Below are 14,957 nucleotides of genomic sequence, written 5' to 3'. Positions count from 1 at the left end.
CACGCAGGCTTCAGTTGTCCAGCAGCTTCACGGTCTGCGGGTTGTAGCCGAAATACGCGCCGCCGCAGCCCGTATAGGCTTGCGCGGCGGCGGGCAGGCCGGTGGAGCGGATGGAGAGTTCTCCGCGCACGCGGATCTCCCTGTAGCGCTCGGCGGCCACCGTTTCATCGGGCAAGAAGTACAGGCGCACGCGCACCAGGCCCTTGTCCGGATCTTTCCTGCTCGCCGCGCTGAAGGCCGGCACGGTCGCCATCGCCTCGCGCCAGGTCCCGGGCGCTTCCATCGTCTGCCAACGCACCCGCAAGGGCTGCTCCAGATCGAGCAGGACCGGACTGCCGCCGCGCGCCGGATCGCAAGGGCCCGGCAACACGCCGCGCGCCGCGTACGAACCCATGTCGTAGGCCTGGCCGTTGATCTCCACCCTGGCGATGGTCTGCGGCGTCAGGTTCTCCAGACCGAATATCGCCAAGCCGGGAATCCCGGCAGCCTCCATCTGGTCCTCGGTCGTGCCGGCGAAGCGCGCAATACCCGGCGCAACCTCGACGTGGTCGGCATAGTGGTAGTACTGGTAGACCACCAGCGCCGCCTCGCCATATGCGAACGCCGAGGGCAGCTTGCCGAGATCCGGGTATGGCAAGCGCTGCAGCGGCACGGATGCGCCGGGCGTTCCGTCCTGGCTGGAGTACACGTAGCGGTCCACGCCGCCCTTCAGGCGCGCGCCGTCGTAGGGAAACGTCTCTCTGGCCGCTGGCCCCTGATTCGGATAGCGGTGAAAGCGCGAAAACATGCGTTGCTCCGCCGACCCGGGCTCCAGGTACGGCGATGCGCCGGAAGACAGGCTCCCGCCGCGACTGTCCGGCCAGACGGTGCGGCCGCTCAGATTGATGTGCGTCTCCGCGATCGCGGGGTGTGACTCCCGAAAGCGGTCCTGCCTGCCCTGCTCGATGGAGTCGCTGACGGGCACGATGGCCAACGCAAGCACCGAGGGCACGAACAGCAACGCATGGACGCGGCCCGGCACCTGGCCCTTGTCGCGCACCATGTACACGATCCAGCACAGCGCCAGCGTCACGGCCAGCGGTCCGCCGAACAACACGCCATAGCCCAGCAGCGCCTGCGCGCCCCAGCCGAGGTTGGGGCTGGAAACGAACACGATGCCGAGGAATGCCAGCAATCCTGCCAGCAGGAGGGAGACGATGATGCCAAGCAGGTAGTGCCGGATTTGCTTCAAGTGCGCAGTCCTCGCCGGTTGCGGCCTCGGCGCCATCCCGCTGGGAATGGCAGCCGACGATCTAGTCTGGCGGCAGGATAACGCTAATTCCAGTTCCGTTCTGGATCAGAAGCGGGCCTATCAGCTAGCGGGGCTTGATCCCCGCCGCGGAAATCTCCTTGCCCCATACCTCATAATCGTTCTTGATGCGCTGCTGCAACTCTGCCGCAGTGGACGACTGTGGCTGCATCCCCATCGATTTCAGGCTTGCCGCCACCGACTCCTGGCCGACCGCTCGTTCCACGGACGCCTGCAGGCGCTGAACAATCGGCGCGGGTACGCCAGCGGGCGCGATCACGCCGTACCAGGAGTTGAGGCCGAATGGTATGCCGAGTTCCAGGAACGTCGGCGCATCGGGGAACATGCTGGCCCGCTCGGGAGACGTCACGGCCAGGATCCGGACAGCCCCCGCCTTCGCCTGCGCAGAGGCCAGCGCCCAGCCTCCGAACGTCGCGTCCAGATCCCCGCCCAGCATTCCCATCAGTGCCTCGCTCGACCCCTTGTAAGCGACGTGCTGAATGCTGATATTGGCGTGCCGCTTCATGATCTCGCCGCTAATGTGCCCGGCGCTGCCGTCCCCCCAGGAGCCGAAGTTCATCGTTCCGGGACTGGCCTTGGCGCGCTGTACCAAGTCCGCATAGGAGGAAATGGGCGACTTCGCGGGAACCATCAGCGCATTGCCGGAAACTGAAATCAGCCCGATGCCCGCAATGTCCGTCAAAGGGTCGAAGAGCTTCTTCACGAGCAGGTGCGGCGACAACGACAAGGCTGCCTGATAAGAAACGCCTATCGTGTAGCCATCGGGCTTGGAATTGGCCAGGGCGGCGATTCCGATCAATCCGCCCGCCCCCGCCTTGTTCTCCACGATGACAGGCTGCCGCAGATCGGCGCTCATCTGCTGCGCCACCAGCCTTGCCAGCGTGTCCGGCTCTCCGCCCGCGGGTGACGGAACAATCAGTCTGATTGGTTTCGTGGGGAAGGCCGCATCACTTTGCGCCCAGGCGGGAGCCGTGACGCAGCAAAGTGATGCAAAAACGATGAGTCCTCTGATGTGTTTTTTCATGGTTTTTCTCGAAAATTGTTATGCGTGGCCTGCATCTTCCAGAATCATGTCAACCGCCTTCTCCCCAATGGCGATCGAGGGTGCGTTGGTATTTGCCGACGGCATGGTCGGCATGACGGAAGCATCTGCTATCCGCAGGCAGGAGACTCCCCGCACGCGCAAGCGTTCGTCTACGACCGATTCCGCATCGGTTCCCATACGGCATGAGCCGACCGGGTGATATGAGGTCTGGCCCAGCGCACCGACGTAGTCCAGCAAGGCTTCATCCGAAGTGCAGCCAGGACCCGGCCTCGTCTCCCGTACGATGAATTTCGACAACGCGGGCTGTTCGGCGACCTGGCGCGCGAGCCGAAGCGCTCCCAGCGTCGAACGCACATCTTCGGGATGATGGAGATAGTTCCCACGGATGGAGGGAGAGGCGTTGGGATCCTTCGATGTAATGTGAACCGAGCCTTGTGACTTCGGCCTCAGCGCGAAGGTGCCGATCGAGAATCCGGGGAAGTCGTCGAGCACCAGCTTGCCTGCGGTTCTGGCATCCTCGCTGGACAGATAGTGCAACTGCAACTTGGCGTCGGGTTGATCCAGTCCGGGATCGGTCCGGACCAAGGCATGAGCAACGGCGCTTGCGCTGCTCATCAAACCGTCTCCGCTCGCCGCCAGCCGCAATGCCATCAGCGCCTTACGCCACGGACTGGGCACAATCTGGTTGAGCGTCCGCGCATTGCGGCATTCATAGGTCAGCCGCACATGAAGATGATCGCGCAAGCCCTCGCCCACCAATTGCGCATGATGCCGGACGGAAATCCCCAACCCGGAGAGACGCTGCGGGTCGCCTATCCCTGAGAGCTCCAACAATTGCGGCGATTGCAGCGCGCCCGCTGACAGGATGACTTCCTTGGCTGCAAGGACTCGGCAACGCGCCCCATCCTTGCGGTACTCGACGCCGCATGCGCGACTGCCTTCGAACAGGATTTGCTCAACCATCGCCCCTGTAATCACATGCAGCGCGCTCCCGCGCGGCAGCGACTTGAGATACGCGTCGCGAGCGCTGACCCGGAGTCCTCGCCGGGTGTTCATCTGCAGATATCCGACTCCCTCGTAGTCCTTCCCGTTGTAATCGGAATTCGCCGGTACGCCGGCTTGCACACACGCGGCCACGAACGCATCCATGAGCGGCTGGCGAGGACCATACTCGCTGACGACGACGGGACCTCCCCGGCCGCGGATCGCAGGGTCTCCAGCCCGGAAATTCTCAATGCGCCGCAGATAGGTCTTGAACGAATCACCGTCCCAGCCGGAAAGGCCGTACTCGTCGCGCCAACGGTCGTATTCCTTGGGATCGCCATGTACCCAGATCATGCCGTTGACCGCGGACGATCCGCCCAGCACGCGACCGCGCGGCCAATAGATCGGGCGATCCTTGAGACGGGTCTCCGGCTGCGTGTAGAACTTCCTCACGACCCGCTCGTCACGGATGAGGTAGGCGACCCCTGCGGGCACTCTTATCCAGATGCTCCGCTCGGCCTTTCCGGCCTCCAACAACATGACACTGTGCTTGCCGCAGCGGGCCAATCCGGCCGCAACGGCGCAACCTGCCGACCCGCCTCCAACCACCACATAGTCTACGATTTTTGGCGAACCCATCATGCCGTTCCCAGCGCGCGCATCAATCGCCGCGCTTCCGTTCCCATGCGCGCGAAGCGCGCGTCGCCTTGTTCCGGTTGCGCAAGTTGCGGGCCGAATCGGGCCGGGATGGGTTCAATCTCAAGCTCGATCAGCACGGGCGCCGGCGCTGCAAGCCATGCGCCTATTCCAGCGCGAAGCTCGTCCTCCTGCCTGAACCGGATCGCGCCCGCGTAGCCCGAAGCCAAGGCCGCCGCCCGGAAGTCGACCCTCCCTTCCCCCGCCACCGCCAGGTTTGCGCCGCCGTTGAACTGCACGCCGTTGGCGAACACGAAATGGTAGAAATTCGACGGCCGCATGCCCGCCACCGTGGCAAGCACGCCAAGCTCCATGAGCAAACTGGCGTCGCCATCGAGAATGATGATTTTGCGTTCTGGACAAGAGAGCGCCAGGCCCAGTCCCAGGCCGGCCGCCCCCCCCATCAGCGGGACCGATGAAAGGCCGAAGGCGTATTCTGGATCGATCTGGTCCATGCTGTGCATGGCCGACATCGTGCTGATCACGATGGCATCAGCCCGTGCTTCTCGAATTATCTTGCAGGCGTCTTGCGTTGAAATGCTCATGGCTAGTTCCAGGCTGTGTAGTGGCCGATCAGCACCGCGGCAGGCCCCGACCGGGCAGCGCAGGATTCGATTGCCATGTCGATGTTGGGCAAATCTTGCGGGCCGTCCAGGCGCCAATGATCGATGCCCATGACGTCCAGGACGGGTTCCACCAGGTTGACTACGCGGCGCCGCGACAGGGAGGGATCGTTCCCGACATTGGAATACTCCCTGCCAAATTGGCCGATCATCAGCAGCATGGACAGGCCCGCATCCAGGCCCACCGCCCGCAGGCTGTTGAGGCAATTGAGCAAGCCCTGGTTCTGTATCAGCACGGCGACTCTGTGGCCTCCGATATGGAGACCTCCCGCGACATGGATCGCCTGGTTTTCATCCGAGCAGCGGATAACCTGGAAGTTCGGCGTCTTGTCGATCAGGTCATGGACCGAGAGCTGCACGAAGTCGGGCACGGTCACGATCTTGTGGAATCCGCCTGCATCGAGCCGTTCGACGATGGCGGTGGCGGGCACGGAGGCTAGCAAAGTGGTCACGGTGTCATCTCATCTACGCAGTGATCCAAATTCTAGGAATCTGATCAATAATCCACCATTCATTTAATTTGATACATCGATACGAAAAACGGATCGAGGAGATGATGGAAAACGCTGATTCCAACCTGCTCAAGCGCCTGAGGATCCGGCACCTGGAACTGCTCAGCCATTTGCGGGAAGTTTCGACGGTGCATGCTGCGGCGGAACGCATGCATCTCTCCCAACCCGCCGTGACGCGGATGATCAAAGAGATAGAAGAGGTCTTCGGCGGCCCTCTTTTTGACCGCATGGCGCGCGGCATAGCCGCAAACCACATCGGGGCAGAGCTGATACGCCGTTCGGACGTCTTGATGGCCGGCCTCGGCGCGGCTCAGGAAGAGGCGGCCATCATGAGGTCCGGCGGGTCCGGGCTGATCCGGATCGGAACGTTCTCCGGTTCCAACATGCTGCCTTCCGGCATCGTGGAACTGCGCCGCCGCATGCCCAATCTCGTGGTTCAGATCCGCGAGTTCCAGATAGACCTGTTGATCGCGGAGCTGTTGCGGGGAGAGCTCGATTGCATCGTTGGCGCGCTGGCGCCAGACGAGTTCAACAACGAACGCCTGGACAGGCTGCAGGTCAATCTGCTGGCCAGCGACCGCCTCAGCGTGGTGGCGGCCAGAACGCACCCGCTTGCACGCCGGAAGAAAATCTCCTGGGCCCAACTGGCCAACGAGGACTGGATCCTGCCGCCACGCGGATCGCTGCTGCGACGCGCGGTCATAGCGGCCTGCCTGACCGAGGGGGTCACGCCCCCTCAGCCCAGCATCGAATGTCTTTCCACGCTGACGGTGTTGACGTTTCTTCGTTTGGATCCGGGCGGCATCGGACCAATGCGGGAACAACACGCATTGGAAGAAACCAGACTGAACAAGGAAATGGTCATTCTTGACGTAAGGCCGGGCGCCACCATGCCGCCATTGGCGTTGATTGCGCGCAGCGGCCCGGAGGCAATGCGTCATCCCGTCAAGGAATTGCTCGACATCCTCAGGGGCCTGTCCTCACCCCCAAAAGGGGCTATCGACTAATCTGCCTGCGGCAGGAGTACGGTCACTACTTTCCGGCGCCCCGGCTGGTCGCCTACTTGCCCTTGCGCAGCGACAGCGGCACGCCCCAGACCGGATCCTCCATGCCCTGCTTGACCAGGGGCGTGATCTGCATGGGGATCATTTTGGACAGCAGCTCACGGTGTTCCGCGCTTACGTTCGCAAGCCGCTCGATGTACTTCTGCGTGAACTCCATGGGCGCCGGCCGAGTGTAGACGGTCAGGTCTTCAAGCGGACATTCGATCATCTTGGGATCGACCGCGCGGCAGGCCGATTGCCGGTATTTGTAGCTTGGCGTCTTCAGATGCATGCGCTGGCTCAGCACCAGTTGGCCGCCCTGGAGGGTGAAGCTTGCCAGCGCCTGCTGCGGCGGGATGCGCGCCTGCACCTTGATCGCGGGAATATCGCGGGAATCGGTCTCTTCGCGGTAGCCGGCGGCGCCGAGCTGCGTGGTCTCGCTGTACTGCTGCTCGCCCCAGCTCACGCAGGCGCCCGAGGCCATGTGCACGGCGGTGCAGACCTTGCGCGTCTTGGTCTCGGTGCCATAGGTGGCGTCGCGCCAGTTGGTTTCCCTGTAGAACTCGCGATAGAGCTCGGGCGACAGGTAGGCGGTGCCGTTGGCGCCTCGGCCCGACCCGACCTTGCCGTCCTGGGCGCCGACCTGCTCGAGCAGCGCATTCAACTTGTAATCGTCACCGCCGGTCAACAGGTATTTTCCGGGCGGCAGGATATGCACCTCGAAGGCCTGGAACAGGTAGGTCGTCTTCTTGTCCCGCTGCAGCGAATTGGTCTCGAAACCTCGGCTGAAGGTTATCCGCGGATCCTTTTCGTACATCCAGATGACGCGCGAGGTCCATTTGGTCATTTCCAACGCGTCGCCCAGCGAACGATGCGGCATGATATCGGCCACCAGCACCACGGCCATGTTGTCCTTGAGCGCCGCGTCGATCAGGTCCAATAGCTGGGCATAGCGCGGATCGTTCCGGGTGCCCTCCGCGCTCAGGAACGGGTGGGGCGCGCAGCCCGACAGAGCCAGCATGAGCGTCAGGGCGGACAAGGCTAGTCGCGGTCGCATCAGGGTCATGGAGCGGTCCTTGGGTTAGGCGGGATCGGTTTGTTGTGCGCGGATACTAATGGCTTGGGGCTGGATCGCAACGTTTACCTGAGGCCTGAAACATGGCGCAGATAGGGCCGCTCCGAGCCGCTGCGGCCCCGCGCCAGCGGCCTGGCACGAAACACGGCTGCAGCGCCAGCAATGGCGCGGCCTGCTGGCGCGTCAAGTCTGGCAGCCACAAAAAAAAACGTAACGGCTGACACAAGCGGTTTGAAATTCTTTGTTGCGATTGTTTCTCGTCTCGGCGATGCTAGGCCTCGTCTGTCGCCATCCCGCCTGGAGACCCCGCCATGTCGCTCGCGCTTTACGGTCATCCCTTCTCTTCCTACACGCAGAAGGTGCTGATCGCGCTATACGAAAACGGCACCCCGTTCGAGTTCCGCTGCATCGGCCCCGACACGCCGCAACACGCGGCCGAATGGCTGCGGCGCTGGCCCCTGCACAAGTTTCCGCTGCTGGAAGACGGGGACCGCAATGTCGCCGAGACCAGCATCATCATCGAGCACCTGCAGCTGGAGCACCCCGGCCCGCAGCCCCTGCTGCCGGCCGATCCCAAGGCGGCGCTGGAGGTGCGCTTCCTGGACCGGTTCTTCGACCTGCACGTCATGAACTGGACACAACATGCCGTCGGCGGCGCACTGTCGGGCGACGAGGCCAAGCGCCGGGAAGCGCTGGCGCTGGCCGTCGAAAAGCTGGAAGTCGCCTACGCCTGGCTGGAGAGCCATCTGGCCGGCAGAACCTGGGCCGCTGGCGCAGACTTCACGCTGGCGGACTGCGCCGCCGCGCCCTCGCTGTTCTATGGGGACTGGACGCACCGTATCGCCGAGACATATCCGGTGCTGCGCGCCTATCGGGCACGTCTGCTTGCGCGCCCATCGTTCGCGCGGGCCGTGGAAGAAGCGCGGCCGTATCGGCCGCTGTTCCCGCTGGGCGCTCCGGACCGGGATTGAGCCCGGCCCGGCAGACACATCACTCGTTGCCGGCCGCCATGTCCCATACTTTCTGGGCGATGGGGTTCTTCTGTTCCTCGATGATGTGGGCCATCAGGCCCACGGAGCGGCCGATCATCGTCAAGGCCTTGCCCAGTTCAGGCGTCAGTCCCATGTCCAGCACGATGGCGCCCTTGGCCCCGGTGGCATTCAGCGGAATCTTGCGGCCCGACTGGCGAGCGGCCGCCGCGGCCAACTCCACGGCAAAGCGCGAATAATTGCCGTAATAGCCGCAGTCCCTGGCGATCTCGAACATCTTTTCACAACGGGGATCGCCATCCACGTGTATCGGATGCCCCACGCCGGGGATCTTGCGCTTGGCCGCCTTGTTGGCCGCGACGCATTCCTCGGCATAGCGGCGCAGCTCCTCGTCCGTGTAGCTGTCCTGCTTGGGCAGCGCATCGCGCAGAAAGCGCGCGGCGTATTCGATCACGCCGAGAAAGCGGCTGCCGGCGCCCAGCAGGCCCGCTGCAAGGGCGCCCTGCATGGCCTCGGGCGCGCCGTGCAGGGTCAGCCGCGCCGACAGGGCGCTGGGCGTGAGGCCGTGGTCGGTGGCGCTTACCAGGAACAGGTTGAGCATGGTCTTGAGCTGGGGCGTGGGAAACTCGCCCAGCAGCTCCAGGGCCAGCACGTCGATGAAGTCGCGCTGGAACAGGTCTTGCACCAGATCATGGCCACGCACCAGGATGGTATGGGCGTCGCCGCCTCCAATCTTGCTGTCGAACATCAGAAATCTCCGTATTTTTTTGTGGGCTGCGCCCGCTTGCTATTCGATGACCGCGTCCAGAGCCACCACACCCCGGCCCTCGTCCAGCACCACCAGCGGGTTGACTTCCAGCGATTGCACGCCGTCGCCCAGGGCGGTGAACAAGGCCGCGATGCGCTGCACGGCGTCCACCAGGGCCGCCCTGTCGCGCGCCGGCAGGCCGCGATGGCTGGCCAGGCGGCGCGCGATGCGCGTCTGGTCCAGCGCGCGCCCGATCTGCTTGCGGCTGGCCGGCAGATGGCAGCGCGCCACATCGGCCTCGACCTCTACCCACACGCCGCCCGCGCCCACGCTCAACACGGGACCGAAGACCTCGTCGCGATGCAGGCCCACCAACATCTCCACGCCGTCCACCACCATTTCCGATACCAATACGCCACGGATGGCGGCGGCCGGCACCTGATGCCGCGCCGCGTTCGCGAGGATGCTCGCGAAGGCCTGGCGCACTTCGGCTTCATCGCGCAGCCGTAGCTGCACGCCGCCGATCTCGCTCTTGTGCAGCACGCCGTCGGCCACCAGCTTGAGCGCCACCGGAAAGCCGATGGCGCGCGCGGCTGCAGCCGCCGCTTCGGCGGTGGCAGCCTGGGATTCGCGGGGTGCCCGCACGCCGTACTGCGCCAGCAGCGCCTTTGCCTGCGCTTCGTTGCACGGTAGCGGCACGGCAGGCGCGGCAGCCGGCAAGCCCGCGGGCGGGGCATCCTGGACCTCATCCGCGGCCTGCTCCGCGTACGCGCTGACGCGCTTGAGCGCCTGCATGGCGTTGCGCAGGCTGTAGACCGGTGCGAATCCTTCCTGGATGAGCAGGTCGTGCGCCGGTCCGCGGCGGCTGCTCATCCAGACAGGCACGAAAGCCTTGGCGCCGCCCTGCGCCACCGCCAGCATGTTGCGCACCAACCCCTCGGTGCTGGCTGAGTAGTTGGAGGTGATGGGATAGAGCACGGCATCCACGCCCGGGTCCGCAAACAGCGGCGCCAGGCAGCGCCGCGCCAGATCCGGATCGGTGAGCGCCTTGGTGGTCAGGTCCACGGGGTTGGTCAGGGCCGCATAGGCGGGTGCATGCCGCGCCATCTCGGCCACGGTTTCATCCGCCAGCACGGCCATGGACAGCCCGGCTTCGCCCACCTTGTCGGCCGACAGCACGCCCGCGCCGCCCGACGACGAATACACGCAGATATTGCGCAGACTTCGCACGCCCACGCGCGATATCAGGCTGGCGACGTCCAGCAGCTCGTCCAGGTCTTCCACGCGGATGACGCCGTACTGCGAGAACACCGCGTCGTTGACGGCGTCCTCGCCGGCCAGCGACGCGGTATGCGACTGCGCCGCCTTCTTGCCGAAATCCGAGCGGCCGATCTTCAGCGCGATCAGCGGCTTGCCTGCGCGGCGCGCGGCGGCCGCGGCCGCGATGAAACGCGGGCCGCTGCGTATGCCTTCCATCACGGTGCAGATCAGGTCAGTGCCCGGATCATGCGCCAGCCAGTTGATGAAGTCGGCGCTGTCCAGGTCCAGCTCGTTGCCGGTGGAGAACCAGCGCGAAAAGCACACGCCCCGCTCGTTGCCCTGCATGAGCGAACGGCCCAGGCCGCCGCCCTGCGTCACCAGGCCGATGCGCGAAAGCTTGCCGGTCCTACCGTCGTTGCGGAATTCGGTGGAAAAGGTCAGGCCCAGACGCGGCGCCAGCATGGTCATGCCCGCGCAGTTGGGACCGTACAGGCGCATGCCGCTGCGCTGCGCCAGCGCCAGCATCTCGGCCTCGACCGTGCGCCCCGCCTCGCCCAGTTCGGCAAAACCGCCCGTGAACACGATGACGTAGCGCACGCCCTTGTCGGCGCAGGCGCGCAGCGTGGCGACGGCGGACTCCGCCGGCACCAGCAGCAAGGCCACGTCGATGCCTTGCACCGGCACCGCGTCCACGCTGGCATGCAAAGGCTTGCCGAAGAGTTCGCCGCCCTTGGGGTTGACGAGGTGTACCTCGCCGTCAAAATCCGAGTGCTCCAGCACATTGACCACGGTGGTATGGCCCAGCGTGCCCGGCTTGCTGGAAGCGCCCACGATCATGACCGAACGCGGCCGCGTCAGCGCCACCAGATCGTCGAAGCGGACGTTGGGATCGAACGGGGACGAACTGGCGCTCATGCGGCCTCCGGTCGGCATTTCATCAGGGTGGTCCATTCCGACTCCACCACGACCTCGTCGTTCTGGTTCTTCACCGTGCGCAGCATGGTCACGCGGCCCGTGCCGGGGCGCTTCTGCGACAGTGTCTTCTCACCTATGCTCAGTTCGACGTGGATGGTGTCGCCGATGAGCACCGGCTTGCGCCACACGCAGCGCAGTTCGGTCAGCGCCAGCCGCGTGCCGTCCATCAGGCGGTACACCGGCATGCGGGTGGTCAGGCCCGAGGCGATGGCCAGGGTCAGCATGCCGTGCGCGGCGCGCTGGCCAAAGGGATGGCCGGCGGCGAACACGGCATCCGTATGCAGCGCGTTGTAGTCGCCGGACAGCCCGGCGAACTGCACCACGTCGGCCTCGGTCACCGTGCGGCGCGGGCTTTCCCAGGACTGCCCGGACGCCAGATCCTCGAAGTACAGGCGGCGGCCCAGGTGTTCGTCCAGATCGAATGGCGTGCTCATGCGTAGCGCCCTCCGGTCACGTGCACGGTCTCGCCCGTGGTGAAACCAGCCAGGCGCGATGCCAGGAAGGCCACCGTGGCGGCCACGTCGGCCGGATCGCCCAGGCGGCCGACCGGCGTGTTGGTCTTGGCGCGTTCAGTCAGCTCTTCATAATCCGGACGCTTCTGCATGCGCGGCGTCGAAATGACGCCCGGGGCGACCGCGTTGGCGGTAATGCCGAACTTGCCGGACTCCAGCGCCAGCGAACGGGTGAAGCCGATCAGCCCCGCCTTGGCGGCCGAATAATTCGTCTGCCCCGGATTGCCCAGGTGGGCGCGCGAGGCGATATTGACGACGCGGCCGAAGCGCTGCTCCATCATCAGCGGCAACACGGCGCGCGAGCAATGGAAGGCGCCCAGCAGCGTCACGTCCAGCACCGCGTGCCAGTCTTCCTCCGACATCTTGGTCAGGTAGCGGTCGCGCGCGAAGCCCGCGTTGTTGACCAGGATGTCCACCTTCTTCCAGCGCTCGACCGCCTGCTGCACGGCGCGGCCCACCTCGTCCTTGTTGGTCACGTCGGCGCGCACGCCCAGGACGTTCCCGCCCAAGGCCGACAGTTCCGCGCAGGCGGATTCGATCGCCTCTTCATTGGCGTCGCACACCACCACGTTGCAGCCTTCCTGCACGAAGCGCCTGGCCATTGCCATGCCCAACGTCCCCGCGCCGCCCGTGATGAAAGCGGTACAACCATTCAGTTCCAGATCCATGATGCCATTCCATTCGAGTTTCGATGTTCCTGCCGCGCCGGGCCCCGAAGGGCCCGCCGTTCAATCGACCTGCAGGCGCGCCTGCTCCACCAGCGCGCGGGCGCCGGCTCGTTCCTTGGCCCAGAACGCCGCGAAGGCTTCGGGCGTGCTGCCCACCAGCGGCGTGTAGATGCGTGCAAAGCGCTCGCGCACTTCCGGCATCTGCAGCGTTTCACGCAGCGCGCCGGAGAACTTGTCGACGATGGGCTGGGGCGTGCCCGCCGGCATGACCACGGCCTGCCAGGTGGTCACCTTGAAGCCGGGCACGCCGGATTCCGCGACCGTGGGCAGGTCGGGCATGTCGGCCACGCGCTGGTCGCCGCTGACGGCTAGCGCGCGCAGGGTTCCTTCCTTGATGAAGGGCGCGGTGGTGGAGCGGCTGTCCACCATGAAGGACAAGCGCCCGGCGATGAGGTCCTGCAATGCCGGCGCGCTGCCCTTGTAGGGCACGTGCGTCATGGGCGCGTTCAGGGCCAGCGACAGCGCTGCGCCAGCTACGTGCATGGAACTGCCGTGTCCCGCGGACCCATACGACAGCCCCGCGTCGGGCTTCTTCGCCGCCTGCACCAGATCCTGCATGGTCTGGAACGGCGAATCCTTGGGCACCACCACCACCAGCGGCGAATCGGTCAATTGCGTGACCGGCGCGAAAGCCTTGCCCGGATCGATCTGCACACCCTTGTAGAGATAGGTGTTGATGGCCAGCGGCCCGACGTTGGCCCACAGCGCCGTGTAGCCGTCGGGTTCGGCCGTGGCGACTGCCTGGTTGGCGATGTTGCCGTTGGCCCCGGGTTTGTAGATAGGCACGACAGGCTGCCCGAGCTTTTTGGACAGCTCGTCCTGCACCATCTTGAAAGCGATGTCCGAAGCGCCCCCGGGCGCGAAGCCGATGACCATGCGGATGGGACGGTCGGGCCATTCCGCGTGCGCGCCGGCCGCCAGCATGCAGGCGGCCAGGCCCGAGGCCAGTTTGACGATGAACTTCATGTTGTCTCCTGTGGGCGCTACGCTAGATCGTGGTGTCGTACTTGATGTTCTTGAGCTGCGTGTTTTCGTAGATGGCTTCCAGTCCGCGCTCCTTGCCGATGCCGGACTGCTTGTAGCCGCCGAACGGCGCGTCGAACGAGGTGCGCAGGCCGGTGTTGATGGCCACGCTGCCCGACTGCAGGCCGCGCGCCATGCGCAGGGCGCGGCCGCCATCGCGCGTGTACAGCACCGCCGCCAGCCCGTAGCGCGTGTCGTTGGCAATGCGCAGGGCGTCGGCCTCGTCGCGAAATCCGATCACGGATTGCACTGGGCCGAAGATCTCGTCCTGCGCGCTCTGCATGCGTGCATGGGAGTTCAGCAGCAGCGTGGGCGGCACGAAGTAACCGTTTGCCGTGTCGCCTTCCAGCTGCATCTTGCCGTGGCGCGCCGGCTGCGCACCCTCTTCCTGCGCCAGCGCCACGTACTGCTCGACGCGCTGCTTCTGGGCCGCACTGACCAGGGGACCCATCTCGGTGGCGGGGTCCGTGGGCGATCCGATGCGCACGGCGTCCAAGCGCTGTTGCAGCAGGCCGAGGAATTCCTCGCGCACGGAATCCTGCACCAGCAGGCGCGTGCAGGCGATGCAGACCTGACCGGAATTCTTGATGATGTCGCCCGCGGCCACGGCCGCGGCCTTGTCCAGCGGCGCATCCTCGAACACGATCAGCGGCGATTTTCCGCCCAGCTCCAGCGTGACACGCTTCACGTCCGCGGCCGCAGCCGCCTGGATGCGTGCGCCGGTCACCGTGCCGCCCGTGAACGACACGCGCGACACCAGCGGATGCGTAACCAACTGCTGACCCACCGTGCCGCCCGGGCCGTTGACCACATTGATAACGCCGGGCGGAAAGCCGGCTTCCTCGAACAATCGCGCCAGCGCCATAGAGGACAGCGGCGTCACTTCCGAGGGCTTGAGAATGACCGTGTTGCCCGCGGCCAGCGCCGGACCGAGCTTGTTGACGGTCAGCGTCATCGGGTAATTCCACGGCATGATGAGCGCGCACACGCCCAGCGGCTCGCGTATCGTGAAATTCAGCACATCGGCATTGCCCACCGGTATGGTCTCGCCGCGCAGGGCCGGGATGATGCCCGCGAAGTATTCCAGCGATCCCGGCATGCCCTTGAGCGAATCCAGCGAATGCGTGATGGGCTTGCCCACGTTCAGCGTTTCGATCCAGGCGAGCTTTTCCCGGTCCCGCTCGAAGAGTTCGGCCAGGCGCCGCAGCAGCTTGCCACGCTGGGCCGGGGTGGTCTTGCGCCAGTGCGTTTCAAAGGCGTTGTGCGCGGCCTGCACGGCGGCGTCGACGTCGGCCGCCGACGCCTCATGCACGCTCGCCAACACCTGCGCCGTGGCCGGATTGCAGGTATCGAACGTGCGGCCTTCGGCGCCAGCGCGCCAGTTTGCCCCGATCAGCAGTTCATAGGGTTGGGAATCAATGACATCCATGCGGGC

At 65.2% G+C, this 14,957-nt stretch carries 14 protein-coding genes; 2 read left to right on the top strand and 12 right to left on the bottom strand.

Annotation, left to right across the window (positions count from 1 at the left end):
* Positions 1-10: 10 nt before the first annotated feature.
* The 5 genes from FOC84_RS18540 to FOC84_RS18520 all read right to left on the bottom strand — a co-directional run bounded on the left by FOC84_RS18540 (position 11) and on the right by FOC84_RS18520 (position 5,109).
* Complete coding sequence (locus FOC84_RS18540; RefSeq protein WP_173145708.1) at positions 11-1,231, bottom strand: hypothetical protein; 1,221 nt, start codon at positions 1,229-1,231, stop codon at positions 11-13.
* A gap of 124 nt (positions 1,232-1,355) precedes the next feature.
* Positions 1,356-2,333, bottom strand: coding sequence for a Bug family tripartite tricarboxylate transporter substrate binding protein (locus FOC84_RS18535; protein ID WP_173145707.1), 978 nt, complete (start codon positions 2,331-2,333; stop codon positions 1,356-1,358).
* A gap of 18 nt (positions 2,334-2,351) precedes the next feature.
* On the bottom strand, positions 2,352-3,977 hold the full coding sequence (locus FOC84_RS18530; protein ID WP_173150241.1) for a GMC family oxidoreductase: 1,626 nt from the start codon (positions 3,975-3,977) through the stop codon (positions 2,352-2,354).
* Positions 3,977-4,579 (bottom strand): thiamine pyrophosphate-dependent enzyme, encoded by a 603-nt coding sequence (locus FOC84_RS18525; protein ID WP_173145706.1) that lies wholly within the window; start codon positions 4,577-4,579, stop codon positions 3,977-3,979. The genes FOC84_RS18530 and FOC84_RS18525 overlap by 1 nt, the downstream gene beginning before the upstream one ends.
* A 2-nt stretch (positions 4,580-4,581) precedes the next feature.
* Positions 4,582-5,109 (bottom strand): thiamine pyrophosphate-binding protein, encoded by a 528-nt coding sequence (locus tag FOC84_RS18520; RefSeq protein WP_173145705.1) that lies wholly within the window; start codon positions 5,107-5,109, stop codon positions 4,582-4,584.
* Between the two features lie 101 nt (positions 5,110-5,210).
* Here FOC84_RS18520 and FOC84_RS18515 point away from each other — a divergent pair, with 101 nt between their 5' ends.
* Positions 5,211-6,176 carry a LysR family transcriptional regulator gene (locus FOC84_RS18515; protein ID WP_173145704.1) on the top strand — a complete coding sequence of 322 codons (966 nt, stop codon included), beginning with the start codon at positions 5,211-5,213 and terminating at the stop codon, positions 6,174-6,176.
* A gap of 52 nt (positions 6,177-6,228) precedes the next feature.
* Here the strand turns inward: FOC84_RS18515 and FOC84_RS18510 are convergent, their stop codons facing one another.
* Positions 6,229-7,278: a hypothetical protein gene (locus FOC84_RS18510; protein ID WP_173145703.1), complete on the bottom strand. Its 1,050-nt coding sequence runs from the start codon at positions 7,276-7,278 to the stop codon at positions 6,229-6,231.
* A gap of 320 nt (positions 7,279-7,598) precedes the next feature.
* Between FOC84_RS18510 and FOC84_RS18505 the strand changes: the two genes are divergently transcribed.
* Positions 7,599-8,258 (top strand): glutathione S-transferase family protein, encoded by a 660-nt coding sequence (locus FOC84_RS18505; protein WP_173145702.1) that lies wholly within the window; start codon positions 7,599-7,601, stop codon positions 8,256-8,258.
* A 19-nt stretch (positions 8,259-8,277) separates the two neighbouring features.
* On the opposite strand, the gene FOC84_RS18500 is transcribed toward FOC84_RS18505, so the two are convergent.
* Genes FOC84_RS18500 through FOC84_RS18475 form a run of 6 tightly spaced genes read right to left on the bottom strand, consistent with a single transcriptional unit; the run spans position 8,278 to position 14,951 of the window.
* Positions 8,278-9,024 (bottom strand): citryl-CoA lyase, encoded by a 747-nt coding sequence (locus tag FOC84_RS18500; RefSeq protein ID WP_054451836.1) that lies wholly within the window; start codon positions 9,022-9,024, stop codon positions 8,278-8,280.
* Between the two features lie 39 nt (positions 9,025-9,063).
* Complete coding sequence (locus FOC84_RS18495; protein ID WP_173145701.1) at positions 9,064-11,199, bottom strand: acetate--CoA ligase family protein; 2,136 nt, start codon at positions 11,197-11,199, stop codon at positions 9,064-9,066.
* Positions 11,196-11,693 (bottom strand): MaoC family dehydratase, encoded by a 498-nt coding sequence (locus FOC84_RS18490; protein WP_173145700.1) that lies wholly within the window; start codon positions 11,691-11,693, stop codon positions 11,196-11,198. Before FOC84_RS18490 ends, FOC84_RS18495 begins: the two co-directional genes overlap by 4 nt.
* A complete protein-coding gene (locus FOC84_RS18485; RefSeq protein ID WP_173145699.1) occupies positions 11,690-12,439 on the bottom strand; it encodes an SDR family NAD(P)-dependent oxidoreductase in 750 nt (249 codons plus the stop codon). Before FOC84_RS18485 ends, FOC84_RS18490 begins: the two co-directional genes overlap by 4 nt.
* Positions 12,440-12,499: 60 nt before the next feature.
* Positions 12,500-13,465 carry a Bug family tripartite tricarboxylate transporter substrate binding protein gene (locus FOC84_RS18480; protein ID WP_173145698.1) on the bottom strand — a complete coding sequence of 322 codons (966 nt, stop codon included), beginning with the start codon at positions 13,463-13,465 and terminating at the stop codon, positions 12,500-12,502.
* Between the two features lie 22 nt (positions 13,466-13,487).
* The gene (locus FOC84_RS18475) at positions 13,488-14,951 is read right to left on the bottom strand and encodes an aldehyde dehydrogenase family protein (protein ID WP_173145697.1); all 1,464 of its coding nucleotides are present in this window, start codon (positions 14,949-14,951) and stop codon (positions 13,488-13,490) included.
* Positions 14,952-14,957 lie beyond the last annotated feature (6 nt).

Origin of the sequence: Achromobacter pestifer, assembly GCF_013267355.1 — a bacterium.
Lineage (GTDB): Bacteria > Pseudomonadota > Gammaproteobacteria > Burkholderiales > Burkholderiaceae_B > Achromobacter > Achromobacter pestifer_A.
Note: the sequence above shows the minus strand (reverse complement) of the source record. Positions and strands in the feature narration are given on the sequence as shown.

Coding starts and splice junctions, on each gene's coding strand:
- FOC84_RS18515 (WP_173145704.1), top strand. CDS start 5,211: ATGATGGAAAACGCTGATTCCAACCTGCTCAAGCGCCTGAGGATCCGG.
- FOC84_RS18510 (WP_173145703.1), bottom strand. CDS start 7,278: ATGACCCTGATGCGACCGCGACTAGCCTTGTCCGCCCTGACGCTCATG.
- FOC84_RS18535 (WP_173145707.1), bottom strand. CDS start 2,333: ATGAAAAAACACATCAGAGGACTCATCGTTTTTGCATCACTTTGCTGC.
- FOC84_RS18480 (WP_173145698.1), bottom strand. CDS start 13,465: ATGAAGTTCATCGTCAAACTGGCCTCGGGCCTGGCCGCCTGCATGCTG.
- FOC84_RS18485 (WP_173145699.1), bottom strand. CDS start 12,439: ATGGATCTGGAACTGAATGGTTGTACCGCTTTCATCACGGGCGGCGCG.
- FOC84_RS18525 (WP_173145706.1), bottom strand. CDS start 4,579: ATGAGCATTTCAACGCAAGACGCCTGCAAGATAATTCGAGAAGCACGG.
- FOC84_RS18500 (WP_054451836.1), bottom strand. CDS start 9,024: ATGTTCGACAGCAAGATTGGAGGCGGCGACGCCCATACCATCCTGGTG.
- FOC84_RS18490 (WP_173145700.1), bottom strand. CDS start 11,693: ATGAGCACGCCATTCGATCTGGACGAACACCTGGGCCGCCGCCTGTAC.
- FOC84_RS18530 (WP_173150241.1), bottom strand. CDS start 3,977: ATGGGTTCGCCAAAAATCGTAGACTATGTGGTGGTTGGAGGCGGGTCG.
- FOC84_RS18505 (WP_173145702.1), top strand. CDS start 7,599: ATGTCGCTCGCGCTTTACGGTCATCCCTTCTCTTCCTACACGCAGAAG.
- FOC84_RS18475 (WP_173145697.1), bottom strand. CDS start 14,951: ATGGATGTCATTGATTCCCAACCCTATGAACTGCTGATCGGGGCAAAC.
- FOC84_RS18495 (WP_173145701.1), bottom strand. CDS start 11,199: ATGAGCGCCAGTTCGTCCCCGTTCGATCCCAACGTCCGCTTCGACGAT.